Source organism: Amycolatopsis benzoatilytica AK 16/65, from assembly GCF_000383915.1.
GTDB lineage: Bacteria > Actinomycetota > Actinomycetes > Mycobacteriales > Pseudonocardiaceae > Amycolatopsis > Amycolatopsis benzoatilytica.
Genome location: NZ_KB912942.1, coordinates 3,023,116 through 3,037,012, shown reverse-complemented (window position 1 = coordinate 3,037,012; position 13,897 = coordinate 3,023,116). Strand labels below are relative to the sequence as shown.

The 13,897-nt window shown below is 69.2% G+C and carries 11 protein-coding genes; 4 read left to right on the top strand and 7 right to left on the bottom strand.

All coding sequences use genetic code 11. The annotated features are described in order from the left end of the window. Window positions 1-16: 16 nt before the first annotated feature. Genes AMYBE_RS0113870 through AMYBE_RS0113855 form a run of 4 tightly spaced genes read right to left on the bottom strand, consistent with a single transcriptional unit; the run spans window position 17 to window position 4,038 of the window. Window positions 17-826, bottom strand: a complete 810-nt coding sequence (locus tag AMYBE_RS0113870) for a carbohydrate ABC transporter permease (RefSeq protein ID WP_020659989.1) — start codon at window positions 824-826, stop codon at window positions 17-19. After that, window positions 823-1,761 (bottom strand): carbohydrate ABC transporter permease, encoded by a 939-nt coding sequence (locus AMYBE_RS0113865; RefSeq protein ID WP_020659988.1) that lies wholly within the window; start codon window positions 1,759-1,761, stop codon window positions 823-825. Before AMYBE_RS0113865 ends, AMYBE_RS0113870 begins: the two co-directional genes overlap by 4 nt. Then, complete coding sequence (locus tag AMYBE_RS0113860) at window positions 1,758-2,993, bottom strand: sugar ABC transporter substrate-binding protein (RefSeq protein ID WP_020659987.1); 1,236 nt, start codon at window positions 2,991-2,993, stop codon at window positions 1,758-1,760. Before AMYBE_RS0113860 ends, AMYBE_RS0113865 begins: the two co-directional genes overlap by 4 nt. Before the next feature lie 37 nt (window positions 2,994-3,030). Further along, window positions 3,031-4,038, bottom strand: a complete 1,008-nt coding sequence (locus tag AMYBE_RS0113855) for a LacI family DNA-binding transcriptional regulator (protein WP_020659986.1) — start codon at window positions 4,036-4,038, stop codon at window positions 3,031-3,033. 316 nt (window positions 4,039-4,354) lie between these two features. Between AMYBE_RS0113855 and AMYBE_RS0113850 the strand changes: the two genes are divergently transcribed. Next, window positions 4,355-7,315 carry a glycoside hydrolase family 3 protein gene (locus tag AMYBE_RS0113850; RefSeq protein WP_020659985.1) on the top strand — a complete coding sequence of 987 codons (2,961 nt, stop codon included), beginning with the start codon at window positions 4,355-4,357 and terminating at the stop codon, window positions 7,313-7,315. A gap of 70 nt (window positions 7,316-7,385) precedes the next feature. Beyond that, window positions 7,386-8,078, top strand: a complete 693-nt coding sequence (locus tag AMYBE_RS0113845; protein ID WP_020659984.1) for a glycoside hydrolase family 12 protein — start codon at window positions 7,386-7,388, stop codon at window positions 8,076-8,078. Window positions 8,079-8,165: 87 nt separating this feature from the next. Here AMYBE_RS0113845 and tcuA read toward each other — a convergent pair whose 3' ends face one another. From tcuA to AMYBE_RS0113830, 3 genes are all read right to left on the bottom strand, one after another. After that, the gene (tcuA, locus tag AMYBE_RS0113840; protein ID WP_020659983.1) at window positions 8,166-9,659 is read right to left on the bottom strand and encodes an FAD-dependent tricarballylate dehydrogenase TcuA; all 1,494 of its coding nucleotides are present in this window, start codon (window positions 9,657-9,659) and stop codon (window positions 8,166-8,168) included. Then, window positions 9,656-11,083: an MFS transporter gene (locus AMYBE_RS0113835; protein WP_020659982.1), complete on the bottom strand. Its 1,428-nt coding sequence runs from the start codon at window positions 11,081-11,083 to the stop codon at window positions 9,656-9,658. The genes tcuA and AMYBE_RS0113835 overlap by 4 nt, the downstream gene beginning before the upstream one ends. A 61-nt stretch (window positions 11,084-11,144) precedes the next feature. Then, the gene (locus tag AMYBE_RS0113830; protein WP_020659981.1) at window positions 11,145-12,311 is read right to left on the bottom strand and encodes a PrpF domain-containing protein; all 1,167 of its coding nucleotides are present in this window, start codon (window positions 12,309-12,311) and stop codon (window positions 11,145-11,147) included. 117 nt (window positions 12,312-12,428) lie between these two features. Here AMYBE_RS0113830 and AMYBE_RS0113825 point away from each other — a divergent pair, with 117 nt between their 5' ends. Together AMYBE_RS0113825 and AMYBE_RS0113820 are read left to right on the top strand one after the other, a co-directional pair. Continuing rightward, window positions 12,429-13,343: a LysR family transcriptional regulator gene (locus tag AMYBE_RS0113825; protein WP_027927636.1), complete on the top strand. Its 915-nt coding sequence runs from the start codon at window positions 12,429-12,431 to the stop codon at window positions 13,341-13,343. A 164-nt stretch (window positions 13,344-13,507) separates the two neighbouring features. Then, window positions 13,508-13,738, top strand: a complete 231-nt coding sequence (locus AMYBE_RS0113820) for an MbtH family protein (RefSeq protein ID WP_020659979.1) — start codon at window positions 13,508-13,510, stop codon at window positions 13,736-13,738. Window positions 13,739-13,897 lie beyond the last annotated feature (159 nt).

Sequence of the window (13,897 nt, the reverse complement as noted above, 5' to 3'; positions counted from 1 at the left end):
GCTCCTAAGAGGGGGGTCAGTCCTTGACAGCGCCGCTGGTCAGCCCGGCGGTGACGTACCGCTGGGCGATGACGAGCAGGACGGCGGCGGGAACGGAGGCGAGAACGGCGGTGGCCATGACGGAGTTCCAGTCGGCGGACTGGTTGCCCACGAACCGGTAGATGCCGACGGTGATCGGCTCGAACCCCTGGCCGGTGGTGAGCGTGACGGCGAACAGGAAGTCCGCCCAGGCGAACAGGAAGGCGAACAGCGCCGCGGTGAGCACCGCGTTGCGGCTGACCGGCAGGATGATCGAGAAGAACGTCCGCCAGTACCCGGCTCCGTCCACTCGGGACGCTTCGGTGAGCTCCTTCGGCACGGAGATCATGAAGGCCCGCAGCAGCAGCACGCAGAACGGGATGGTCGCGGTGGAGTCGGCGAGGATCAGCCCGAGGTAGTTGTCGATCAGGCCGAGGTTGCTGAACACCGTGTACAGCGAGTTCGCCATCACGATGCCCGGGATCATCTGCACGATCAGCAGCACGAACACGAACACCGGGCCGCCGCGGGTCTTCAGCTGCGCCAGCGCGTAGGACGCGGGCAGCGCGACCGCGAGCGAGACGAGCACCGTGCCGAGAGCGATGATCACGCTGGAGACGAGATGCCCGCCCTGGGAGCCGAGTGCGTTGCGGTAGCCGTCGAGAGTGCCGCCGAGCGGCACCCAGTCCGGGTGCGGTTTGAGCAGTGCGCCGCTGGGCTGCAGCGAGGCGTTGACCATCCAGTACAGCGGGAACAGCAGAACCACGACGATCACGATTCCGGCGGCGGTTTTCAGCCGGGCGGTCATGACGCCGTCTCCGAGAGCGTGGCCCTGGCCGAGCGCAAGTAGAGCAGCCCGAACACGGTGGCGACCAGGATGAGGATGTTGCCGACGGCCGCGCCCTGCCCGAACGCGAAGTCGTGGAAGGACAGCTGATAGGACCAGGTGGTCAAGGTCTGCGTGGCGTTGGCCGGACCGCCGCCGGTGACGACCATGATCACGTCGAACACCTTGATCGTATAGACGAGGCCGAGCATGAGCACGATGCCGGTGACCGGGCGCAGCTGCGGCCAGGTGACGTAGCGGAAGCGCTGCCATGCGTTCGTGCCGTCGAGCGCGGCGGCTTCGTAGAGCGACGCGGGGATCGCCCGCAGGCCGCCGTGCAGGATGACCAGGTTGAACGGAATGCCGATCCAGATGTTGGTCAGGATCACCGCGGGCAGCGCCCAGCCGGTGCTCGACAGCCACGGCACGCGGTCTGCGCCGACCAGGCCGAGCGCGGCGTTGAGGACGCCGTGGTCGGTGTCGAGCATCCACCGCCAGGCTGCGCCGCTGACCACCAGCGGCAGCAGCCAGGGCAGCAGGAGCAGCGACCGCAGCACGGTGCTGCCCGGGAAGCGGCTGTTGAAGAACACCGCGAGCGCGAGGCCGATGCCGAACTGGAACACCAGTGACCCGGCCGTGAAGAGCACGGTGTTCAGCGCGGACGCCGGGAACAGCGGATTCCGGAAGACCGCGGCGTAGTTGGCGAAGCCGACGAACGGCGCTTCGCCGGTGTAGAACGACTTGACGGTGTAGTCCTGCGTGCTCATCACGAGGTTCGCCGCGAGCGGGTAGCCGAAGAACACGACTACGTACGCCACGGCGGGCAGCAGGAACCCCCAGGCGACGAACCGATCGCGGGGCCGGGACCGGCCGGCCGCCCGCCGAGCGGCGAGCGGCCGGGTGGCGCTGATCGTCACGATCCGCTCGCCTGCTGAGCGGTCTTCAGCGCGTCGGCCGGTGAGCTTTTGCCGGTGAGCGCGGCCTGGAGGGCGTCGGCGATCGCCTGGGAGACCTTCGGGTACTTGTCGCCGAGTTCGGCGGTGCGCGACCGGGCCGTGCCGACCTCGTTCGCGAACGCCTGCATCTCCGGCTGCGCGGCCGCGAACTTCTGCGCCACCGCGGTCTTGGACGGGACGTAGGCGTGCGCCTTGCTCCACTCCAGCATCACCGGCTCGGAGAGGATGCAGGACAACACCTTGCCGGCCGCCCGCTGTCCGGCCGACCCGGTCGCGGGGATCGCGCCGACCTCGCCGCCGAGCGCGACCACCGGCTGGGCGCCCGCCTGCGGCACCGGGATCGGCACGACGCCGTAGTGGAGGGACTTCTGCTCGTCGAGCCGGGCCAGGTTCCAGGAGCCGTTGATCATCATCGCCGCGTTGCCGCCGACGAACTGGTCGGCGACGTCGTTCTGGTTCCACGTCAGCACCGACTTCGACGCCGAGCCGCTCTTCACCAGGTCGGTCACGAACTGCAGGGCCTGGACCGCCTGCGGACTGTCCAATTGGGACAGTTCGGCGCGGTTGCTCCAGAAGGACGGCAGGTACTGCCAAGTGCCCTCCTCCGAGGCGATGGCGGAGAAGGCGAGCCCGTACTTGCCGTCCTTGGTCAGCTTCGCCGCGGCGGCCTTCAGCTCGTCCCAGGTCTTCGGCGGTTCGACGCCCGCGGCCTGCAGCAGGTCCTTGTTGTAGATCAGCGCGAGGCCGTTGACGCCCGGCGCCAGTCCGTAGACCTTGTCCTGGTAGGTCCCGGCCTTGACGATGCCCGGGGCGTAGCCGTCGGTGGAGATCCCGTAGTCGGTGAGCGGCGTGAGCGCGCCGGTGGACGCGATCTGCTGCAACGTCGGGTTGTCGGTGAACATCAGGTTCGGCAGCGTCTTCGAGCTCGCGCCCTGCAGGACCTTCGGCAGCAACTGCGCGGTCGGCACCTTCTGCCGGTCGATCTTGATCCCGGTCTGCGCCGCGCAGCCGTCGAGGACCTTCTGCCACGCCGCGGAGCCCTGTTCGTCGGCGTAGTAGTCCAGTTCGGTGATCGACGACGCGGCCGGCGCGTCCGGCGAGGACGCGGCGGGCGGGCTGGGGGAGCAGGCGGCCGCCAGTCCGGCGGCGGCCACCCCGGCCAGTGCGAGCAGGCGGCGACGGGCATGGTTCATGGCGGGTTCTCCTTTGAACGGGCGGTGGGGACGGTGTTCAGCGGTGGGCCGGCGGAGCGGTGCTGGCGCGGACGGCCAGTTTCGGGGCGAGCAGCCGGGTTTCGGCGGTGCGATGGCCGGCGAGCTGGCGCATCACCGTCTCGACGGCGAGCGTGCCGACCTCGCGGGCCGGGATGGCGATGCTGGTCAGCGGAATCGGGTAGTGCACGGCCATGCTGTCCGGGCAGACCGCGACGACCGAGATGTCTTCGGGCACCCGCACCCCGCGGTAGCGCAGATCGGACAGCAGGCCGGGCAGAGCCGCTTCGTTGTGCACGACGAGCCCGGTCACGTCCGGGTGCCGCGCGAGCAGGTCGTCGAGGCCGCCGCCGTGCTGGTAGGCGGCCGGCCAAGCCGTCGTCGCCGCCTGGACGTCCCTGCGCTCCGCCTCGGCGGTGAAACCCCGGATGAACCGGGTCGCATAGCTGGTGCCCCGCTGGTAGACCTCGGGCCCTGGCCCGACCAGGACGATCCGCCGATGCCCGAGGCCGGCGAGGTGCGCGACGCTCGCCTCGCCCGCCGCGGCGAAGTCGAGATCGACGCAGCTGAGGCCGTCCGGATGGTCCGGCACGCCGATCAGCACCACCGGCCGGTCGAGCGTGAGCAGCATCGGCACCCGAGGGTCGGCGGCCTCGACGTCCATCACCATGACCGCGTCGGCGATGGCCGAGGAGACCACCCGGCGCAGCGCCGCGGGGCCTTCGTCGGTGGTCAGCAGCAGCAGGTCGTGGTCGTAGGCCCGGGCGGCGGTGACCGCCGACGCGACGAACTCCATCACGACCGCGACGTTCGTGTCGGTGCGCAGCGGCACGACCAGCGCCAGGACGTTGGTCTTGCTGCTGGCCAGCGCCCGGGCGCCGGCGTGCGGGTGGTACCCGAGCTTGCGGATGGTGTCCTCGACCAGGCGGCGGGTCTTCGGCGAGATCGCGCGTTTGCCGCTGATCACATAAGACACCGTGCTCGGCGCGACGCCGGCCGCGGCGGCGACGTCGTTGATCGTGACCACTGAGCCTCCTCGCCGGTTCGTCGAAGCGCATCGACAGTGGATGAAAGTAGGCGATGAATGCGGCGTGCGCAAGCAGCATTCTCGACGAACTCGACCGTCGAATTCGATTCGGTGATCGACCTCGTCCGTCGAATTTGTCGAATGCCGTGAACGCGGCGTTGCCGCAGCTCAACAACGGGATACGAAAGTTCGTCAGGTGAGCCTTGACCCCTTCGCGGTGATCCTGCGATAGTCGTCGGCATCCGGATTTGTCTCGTAATCCCTCGGAATCCCTGAGTCGAACCGATTCGACAAACTTTCCCGGAGGCCCCCACCGATGTGTGCCTACTTCGCGCGCCGGCTCCGCCGCGGCGTGCTCCTGGCGGCCACGGCGCTGCTGGTCGCGACGCCGCTGCCGGCGGTCGCCGCCTCGCTGCCGTTTCGCGATCCGTCGCTGCCGCTGAACACCCGGATCGACGACCTGGTCGCGAGGCTGACCCTGGACGAGAAGATCTCGCTGCTGCACCAGTACGAACCGGCTATCCCGCGGCTGGGCATCGGCGTGTTCAAGACCGGCACCGAGGCCCTGCACGGCGTCGCCTGGTCGACCGACTACGACAACAACGGTGCGGTGGTGTCCGCGAAGGGCACCGTGTTCCCGCAGGCGCTGGGCCTGGCTTCGACGTGGGATCCGGCGCTGATCAAGCAGGTCGGCGCGGCGGTCGGGCAGGAAGCCCGCGGCTACCACGCGCAGAACCCGACGCTGTGGGGGCTGAACCTGTGGGCGCCGGTGGTGAACCTGCTGCGCGACCCGCGCTGGGGCCGCAACGAAGAGGGCTACTCCGAGGACCCGTACCTGACCGGGCAGATGTCGGTGGCCTACGGCCGCGGCATCCAGGGCGACGACCCGCGGTACCTGCAGGCCGCCCCGACGCTGAAGCACTACCTGGCCTACAACAACGAAGCCGACCGGACCACGAGCAATTCGTCCGTGCCGCCGAAGATCCTGCACGACTACGACCAGCAGGCGTTCAAGCCGGCGCTGGTCGCGGGTGCGGCGAACGCGGTGATGCCCTCCTACAACCTGGTCAACGGCCGGCCCAACACGGTCAGCTCGGACCTGAACGGCGTGCTGCGCCAGTGGGCGCCACAGGACCTCGCGGTCGTGTCCGACGCGGGCGCGCCGACCAACCTGGCGAATTCCGAGAAGTACTACGGGACTCAGGCCGAGGCGGACGCGGCGGCGCTCAAAGCCGGGCTGGACAGCTTCACGGACAACGACACCAACGGCTCGATCACCGTCGCCGCGGTGAAGGAGGCGCTGGCGAAGGGGCTGCTGACGGTGGCCGACGTCGAGCGAGCGGACCGGCACCTGCTGTCGCTGCGATTCCGTCTCGGCGAGTTCGACCCGCCGGGCCGCAACCCGTACGCGAACATCACCCCGGCGATGATCGACTCGCCGGAGCACCGCGCGCTGGCGCGCAAGGCCGCCGACGAGCAGATTGTGTTGCTGTGCAACGAGAAAAACGCGCTTCCGCTCACCACGCAGGGCAAGATCGCCGTCGTCGGACCGCTGTCGGACACGCTGTACGAGGACTGGTACAGCGGCACGATGCCGTACAAGGTGACGCCGCTGCAGGCCGTCAAGGAACGCGTCGGCGCGGTCGCGTCGAGCGAAGGCGTGGACCGCATCGCGCTGAAGAACCTCGCCACCGGGAAGTACCTGACCGCATCGACCGATCCGGCGGGCGGCAAGCTCGCCGAGGGGGCCGCCACGGCCGGTCCTGCCCAGTCCTTCGACGTCTTCGACTGGGGTGCGGGCAAGAACACGCTGCGCACTGTCGCGAACGGCAAGTACCTCGGCTACTCCGGCGGCGCGCTGGTCAACAATGCCGCTCAGCCGAACGGCTGGTTCGTCCAGCAGCAGCTCAAGCTCGACCCGCAGCCCGACGGCAGCTACGTCCTCGAATACGCGGGCAACGAGGTGAACGAGTCGTGGTTCGGCAAGAACCGGTTCGCGGTGGTCGGCGCGGACGGGGTGCTGACGATCGGCTCGCCGGACGCCGCGGGGGCCACCAAGTTCGGCCGCGACGTCCTCTCCCGCGGGGTGGACAGCGCGGTCGCCGCGGCCAAGGGCGCGGACACCGCGGTGGTGGTGGTCGGCAGCATGCCGTTCATCAACGGCCGGGAGGCCGACGACCGGACCAGCACGGAGCTGGCCCCGGCGCAGCAGGCGCTGGTGGAAGCCGTGCAGAAGGCGAACAAGCACACCATCGTCGTCGTCGAGAACAGCTATCCGACGACCGGCTGGGACACCCAGTCCGCGCCGGGAATCCTGTGGACCACCCACGCCGGGCAAGAGACCGGACATGCCGTCGCGGACGTGCTCTTCGGCGACCACGATCCGAGCGGGCGGCTGACCCAGACCTGGTACGCCTCCGACGCCGGCCTGCCGTCCATCCTCGACTACGACATCGCGAAGACCGGCATGACCTACCAGTACTACGCCGGCAAACCGCTGTATCCCTTCGGGTACGGCCTGAGCTACACGAGTTTCCGCTACGGGAAGCCCCGTCCGGCGCAGGCGGCGCCCGGCACGGTCGCCGTCGACGTGGACGTCACCAACACCGGCGCCCGGGCGGGTACCGACGTTGTGCAGCTGTATTCGAGCGCCCGGGACTCGCGCGCCGCGCAGCCGCTGAAGCAGCTGCGGGCGTTCGAGCGCGTCGAGCTGGCGCCGGGACAGACGAAGACGGTCCGGCTCTCGGTGAAGACCGCCGACCTTGCGTTCTGGGATGTCACCCGGAACCGCTCGGTCGTCGAAGCCGGAGTTTACGACCTCGCGGTCGGCCGCTCCGCGACCGATCTCGCCGGGTCGGTGCCGGTGCACGTGGCCGGCGAACGGATCCCGCCGCGCGATCTCGCGCAGACCACGCTCGCCGAGAACTTCGACGGCTACCAGGGCGTGACGCTGACCGACACGGCGAAGACGGACGGCACCTCCGTCGCCGCGACAGCCGGAGGCTGGGTCTCCTACCGCGACGCGCTGCTGCGGCCCGGCATGACTGCCTTCGCCGCGAAGGTGTCTAAAGCGGACAGTGGGACGGCGCGGATCACCGTCCGGCTGGACGATCCGGTTCGCGGCCGGGTGCTCGGCACCGCAGTCGTGAACAGCACCGGAGACAAATACGCCTTCACCACGGTGACCGCCGCGCTCGCACCGGCCGCCGGACGGCACGACGTCTACCTGACTTTCGACGGCCCGGTCACCGTGTCGTCGTTCGCACTGGGGTCCTGAGGGCACGCCGGGGCCCGACCCGCGGGCCCCGGCGACCGGGCGGAGCAGCCCGGCAACGGAAGGAGAATCGATGCACAAGGCAGTGCGTTCTCTTCTGGCAGCGGTACTGGCCACCGCGGCAGTGGCCACGACAGCAGGAACAGCCGAAGCCGCGACCTGGTCTTCGTCGGACAAGTGGGCGACCTGGTCCAACGGCGGCTACACCGTTCGCAACGACGTCTGGGGCAGCGGAGCCGGACCCCAGACGATCTGGGCCAACTCCGGGACGAACTTCGGCGTCTGGGCCGATCACCCCGCCACCGGCGGAATCAAGTCCTACCCGCACTCGGCGAGGAACGTCGGCCGGACGCTGAGTTCACTGGGCAGCGTCACCAGCACCTTCACCGTCAGCCGTCCCGGCAGCGGCGCCTACGAGACCGCCTACGACATCTGGGCGAACAACAACGCCTACGAGATCATGCTCTGGATGAACAAGCAGGGCGCGGTGGGGCCGCTCGGCACCCGGCAGACGACCGCGAGCGTGGGCGGCCACACCTGGGACGTCTACCGGGGATCGAACGGCAGCAACGCGGTGTTCTCGTTCGTGCGCACGTCCAACACCGACTCCGGCTGGGTGGACGTGCTGGCCGTGCTCAACTGGATCAAGGCGCAGGGCTGGTACGGCGACGTGACGCTCGGCGAAGTGCAGTTCGGCTTCGAGATCACCTCGTCGCCCGGCGGATCGAACTTCACCGCCAGCAGCTACTCGGTCTCCGCCTCCTGAACCGGGGGGCGCCGCCACCGCGTTGGCGGCCGGCGGCGGCGCCCTCCTTCCATCCCGGCGAATGCCAGGTTGGCTCGGTCGCGCGCTTCAGGCGAGCGAGCCCGCGCGGCGGCCGAAGACGACCCCCGCCGCAAGACCCGAGCCGCCGGGATAGTTGCCGGAGAAGAGACCGCCGAGCATTTCGCCGCAGGCGTAGAGACCGGGAATCGGACTGTCTCGGTCGTCGAGGACGCGCCCGTGCGGGTCGCCTTTCAGCCCGCCGAAAGTGAAGGTGATGCCGCAGGTGACGGCATAGGCGTAGAAGGGCCCGGCGGTGAGAGGAGCCGCCCAATTGCTTTTCGGCGGTGTCGTGTCGGCGCGGCGGCCGTCTTTGACGTTGGGGTCGAACGGGATCGAGAGGTCGATCGAGCTGTTGTAGTCGTTGATCGTCTTGGCCAGCCGTTCGGGATCGACGCCGATCCGCTCGGCCAGTTCTTCGAGACTGTGCGCGGTCGCCACCGAGACTCCCGGCATGTCGTACTCCTCCGGACGCAGCATCGGCCGGAGGGCGGCATCGAAGACCTGGTAGGCGACGGAGCCGGGCTGCTCGAGGATTTCCTTGCCGTACTTGGCGTAGGTGTAGTTGCGGAAGTCCGCTCCCTCGTCGAGGAATCGCTCTCCGTCGCGGTTGACGAGGATGCCGAGCGGATAGCTTTGCCGGGTCAGCCGGTTGGTCAGCTCGCGGTTGGATTCGTTGCCGGGGGTGAACGCGTCCCACTGGGTGGAGTGACAGGACCGCCAGTCTCCGCCCTTGGCCGCGCCGAGTTCGAGAGCCGCGGTGAGCATCTGACCGGTGTTGTACGGAGTGCCCCGGACTTTGGCGTTCTCCCAGCCCGGTCCGAGGTGCGTGCGTCGCAGTTCGCGATCGGCTTCGAAGCCGCCCGCGGCGAGGATGACGGAATCCGACCGGAGCTCCTCAACGGTGCCGTCGGGCCGGCGTACTTTCACTCCCGCGACCGCTCCGTTCTCGGTGCGCAGATCGAAAACGTCCTGTCCGTAGCGGATTTCGGTGCCCAGCCGCTGGGCGACCCGGAGGTGGTCGTGCATGAGTCCTTCGCCGCCGCCGACGTTGCCGACGTGCAGCCCGCCCCAGAACAGGTAGGTGCCGTCGGCGCGCTGGTAGGACTGCCGTTCGTACATCAACCGGTATTTGAGGCCGAGCGAGTGCAGCCAGCGAAGCCCCGGCGCGGCCTCGGCGACCAGTGTCTCGGTGAGATCCGGGTCGTTGCGGCCATTCGTGACCTTCGCCAGGTCGCCGGCGTAGTCGGCGGTCGAGTAGGGCGGCACCTCGGTGGCGGAATGGCGTTCGTCCGGTTCGATGAAGTCCACGAGATCCGCGAGGCCGCTGTGCGCGATCCGGGTGGCTCCCGCCGTGTAGTAGCTGTTTCCGCCGAACTGCTCGCGCGGAGCCTTTTCGAGAAGCAGCACCCGGCGGCCCCGCACGGCGGCGGCGTGGGCGGCGGTGAAGGCCGCGTTGCCGCCGCCCACGACGATCACGTCGGCGGCCTTTCCCTGGTTCGCGGTCTCTGCAGACGCGTTCAACGAACTGTCCCTTCGGCGGTGTCGGTGGTGTGCACTGGGCTTTTCCGCGGCGACTCGACGCGGCGGGCGGCAGCGGGCGGAGCGCCGGTCCGCGCCGAGAGAGCCTCTAGCGGCCGTTCGCCGGTGCGGGGACCGAAGAACGCGATCGCCAGCGCGACGATCAGCCAGCAGGCCGCGATGTACACGAACACCGCTTGGTAGCCGAGTCCGGCGAAGAGCGAGGCGACGAGCATCGGGCCGAAGATGTTCGCCAGCCGCCCGGTTCCGTACACCAGCCCGTGCCCGGCGTTGCGCAGCCCGGTCGGGAAAAGCTCGGGGCTGTAGGCATAGAGGAGGGTGGCGAAGGTCTGGATCAGGAGGTTGACGCAGAACCCGAAAACGACGATGGCGACCGGGTTGAAGGTCAGGCCGTAGGCCAGTCCGCTCGCCGCGGTGGCGAGAGCCACCACCACGAGCGGGACCTTGCGCCCGAAGCGATCGGTGACCGGCCAGGCGAGCAGTGCTCCGGGGACGGCGCCGATCGTCGTGAGGGCGGAGAACCCGAGAGACTTGGCGACGCTGAAGCCGTGCTGGGTCAGCAGGGTGGGCACCCAGGCGACGAAGCCGTAGAAGCCGAGGGTCTGGAAGATCCACACGACGGCGAGGAAGATCGTGGTGCGGCCGTACGGACTCGTGAACAGCTGTCGGTAGCTGCTGGTCGGAGCGGTCGCCGGCGGCGCGGCGGAGATCTCGGGGAGCGGAGGCAGCGGTCCGGCATGCCGTTCCAGCCGGGCGAGGACGGACTCGGCAGCGGGCAGCCGATCCTTGTGCACGAGCCAGCGCGGGCTTTCGGGCAGTACCGCAAGCGCGGGGAGAGCCAGCAAAGCCGCGGAGCCGAGCACGAAGACCAGTCGCCAGGTGCCCTCGCCCAGCGGCACGATGCCCCGCGCGGAGAACGACATGAACGGGATGCCAGCCAGGCCGACGGCCATGACCGCGGACTGCATCCGGCCGCGCCGGGCGGCAGGCATGACCTCGGAAATGTAGGTCGTCGCGGCGACCACCATCGCGGACAGGCCGACCCCGGTCAGGAAGCGGAAGACGACGAAGCTCGGCACGTTGAACCCAGCCGCGTTGACCAGCGAGAACACCGAGAACAGCGAGGTGGAGAAGAGCAGCGCGCGTTTGCGGCCGATCAGGTCCGAGAGCCGGCCGCCGAAGGCGGCGCCGACCGCCATGCCCAGGAACGCGGCCGAGGTGACGACCGCGATGTCCTGGACGGAGAAGCCGAGATGCTTGGTCAGCGCGGGCGCGACGTAGGCGAAGGTGTTCAGGTCGCCGAATTCGAAGAGAAACACGAAGGCCAGCGTGGCCAGCGCGAACTTGTGCGGTCTGGTGATCGGGAGACGGTCCAGCCGGGCGGCCGTCGTGGTGGGGGTGAGCACTCTATCCTCCTTGATAGAAGTGGCGCGGGGAGCGAACGGGCGGCAGCTGCGCGCGCGTCCTCTAGCGTGACACCGCGAGCGCGCTCGCGGATGCGGTACTGACCGCGGGTTCGTGTTGCGGGCCGGTCGTGGTCGGGACGTGCACGACCGCCGTGGCGAGCCGGCGCGCCGCTCGGTGCAACGAGACCGCGTCGACCACGCCGGAGCGAGAGCGGGTCCAGTCGACCTCGACCACCCCGGCCAGCGTCCCGATCCGCAGGGTCGGGCGTTCGCCGCCGAGCAGGGAGTGCACGACGCTGCCTCGGGCAGCGGCGGCGACCGCCACCGCGACGGCGGAGGTCAGCCCGATCGCCGGGTGCGCGGCGTGCATGGAAAGCATCCGGACCGCGATGTCGTAGTCCGATGCTAGGACAAGCGTGCCGTTGGACGTCCGGTAGTCCGTCGCCGGGCCGACGACTCCCGTCTTCGGGACCGCGTTGGGCGCGGGTTGGCCGGGCCGGACCAGCCCGTGCAGGACCGCACCAGCCGCCCGGAAGGCGGTCAATGCCGGCAGCCGCGCGGCGATCTCGTCGGCGTCTTCGGTCGCGGTCATCCCCAGGCTGTTCGCGTCGATCAGGATCGCGGGTGCGCCCGCGTTGACGATGCTGACCTCGGCGGTCGCTCCGCCCGCGCTGACGATCTGGCGGGCTCGGCGAGTGGGGAACGACGTGGCCGGATCGAACGGTCCGGCGAAGGTCAGCGCCACCGGCACACCGCCCGATTCGACGCCCGGCACGAGGGTTTCTCCGCTTTGCGGCACTCGGCCGCCGGGCGTGGCGACCGCGGTGTGCAGGGTGGCGCCGGTGTTGACGTTGCGCAGCCGCACGGTCGTCACGTCGCCGTCGACGGCGACGAGTCCTTCCTGCACGGCGTAGAGGCCGACGGCCGTGGCGCAGTTTCCGCAGTTGCTGCCCCACTCGACGACCCGGTCGGCGATCCCCACCTGGCCGAAGAGATACTCGATCTCGGCGCCTGGCGTAGCCGACCGTGCGACGACCGCCACCTTCGACGTCGTCGACGTCGCTCCGCCGACCCCGTCGATCTGCCGGCGGTCGCCCGAGCCGAGCGCGTTCGCCAGCACCGCGTCGAGATCGAGCGGCAACTCCGCCACCGCGTCGGCGGCGAAGATCCAGCACTTGCTCGTGCCGCCGCGCACCCACACCCCCGCCAGATCCACTGTGGCTGCCATGGGATTCACCTCGAACTCCTTTGGTTGCTCGCTTCCAGGGCAAGCGTGAGCCACCGTGCCGGTTCAAACCAGCTAAACCTGCTCAAGGCGGCTTAAGCTGAGCTGTAGGCTGAGCGGATGAGGATGGACATCCGGCGGATGCTCGTACTGGTCGAGGTTTCCCGCGCGGGCTCGCTGACCGCGGCGGCGGAGCATCTGCGCTACACCGTTTCCGCTGTCTCCCAGCAGATCGGGCAGCTGGAGGATGAGGCGGGCCAGCCCCTCATCGAACGCCGGCCGCGCGGCGTGACTCTCACCGAAGCGGGGCGTGCGGTGGTGCGCCATGCGGAAAAGATCGAGCGCATCGTGTCGGCGGCCCACGAGGAACTCCGCGACCTGGCTGGTCTCAACACCGGAACGTTGCGGCTCGGCACTGTCCCGACGGTGACCGAGTCCTTCCTGCCGGCGGCGATCTCCGCGTTCCGCGAGCGTCATCCCGGGGTCGACCTGCGCGTCCACAGTGCCCAGCTCTCCGGGCTCGAACAGCTGCTGGAATCGCGCGAGATCGAGCTGGCCATCACCTGGGATCGCGAACGGCCCGCCGGCGAAATCGGGAAAAGCCTGACCAGCGAGCTGATCTTCCGCGACCCCAACGTGTTGCTGGTGCCCGCCAGCCATCATCTGGCCAGTCGATCGTCGGTGCGGATGGAAGAACTCCGGCACGAACCGTGGATCATCCGCACTTCGCCCAACGTCCTGGCGCTGCTGCACGCGGCCTGCGACGCGGCGGGGTTCGAGCCGATCGTCAGCTTCGAAGCGCGCAGCTATCAGGAAGCACAGGCGATGGTCGCGGTCGGCATGGGCATCGCGCTGGTGCCCCGGCTCTCGCTCTACAGCCTCCGCAGCGACATCCGGGTGCTGACCTCGGTTTCGCCGCGCCCGCCGAGCCGCCGGATCGTGCTCGCCCATCGGCGAGGGGAGCGGCTTTCCGCAGCCGGATCGGCGATGCGGCAGCTGCTGATCGAGACCGGACGCAGCTGGGTGCCGTCGTAGCCGAGGTCCGGCTGCCGGGGCGAGGGTCTGTCTCACCGCCGGCCGGCATTTCGAAGAATCCGGGAGCGGCCCGGCTTTTGTCGGCAAACTGCTCGTCGTCGTGGCAATGCTGGGCTATCCTGCTCTCCGTGCCGCACAGCCGCTGGCCGGAATAGGAGAACGTTGTGACCAATCCGTTCGAAGACGAGAATGGCGTTTATCTCGTCCTGGTCAATGCCGAGAATCAGCACTCGCTGTGGCCCGAGTTCGCCGCCGTCCCGGCCGGATGGACGATCGTTCACGGACCGGCCTCGCGGGCCGAGTGCCTGGACTATGTCAACGAAAGCTGGACTGACCTGCGGCCGGCCTCGTTGGTCGTGGCGATGTCGGACTCCGCTGAGCCGCCCCCGCGCTGACGTCGCCCGGCGGCCGGGAAAGCCGGAAAAGGGCCCGCCGGCCGCGGAATAAAACATGCCGACGCGGAATTCTTTCGCATTCTCCGAGCGGTCTGCTCGCCGGGGCGGCCGCGATTGTATTCTTCATGTACGCGGATCTGATTGACTTCGCCGGGAGGG

Bases quoted from the DNA above. Each gene is read 5' to 3' on its own strand.
- AMYBE_RS0113870 (WP_020659989.1), bottom strand. From the start codon at position 826: ATGACCGCCCGGCTGAAAACCGCCGCCGGAATCGTGATCGTCGTGGTT.
- AMYBE_RS0113860 (WP_020659987.1), bottom strand. From the start codon at position 2,993: ATGAACCATGCCCGTCGCCGCCTGCTCGCACTGGCCGGGGTGGCCGCC.
- AMYBE_RS0113850 (WP_020659985.1), top strand. From the start codon at position 4,355: ATGTGTGCCTACTTCGCGCGCCGGCTCCGCCGCGGCGTGCTCCTGGCG.
- AMYBE_RS0113845 (WP_020659984.1), top strand. From the start codon at position 7,386: ATGCACAAGGCAGTGCGTTCTCTTCTGGCAGCGGTACTGGCCACCGCG.
- AMYBE_RS0113830 (WP_020659981.1), bottom strand. From the start codon at position 12,311: ATGGCAGCCACAGTGGATCTGGCGGGGGTGTGGGTGCGCGGCGGCACG.
- AMYBE_RS0113825 (WP_027927636.1), top strand. From the start codon at position 12,429: ATGAGGATGGACATCCGGCGGATGCTCGTACTGGTCGAGGTTTCCCGC.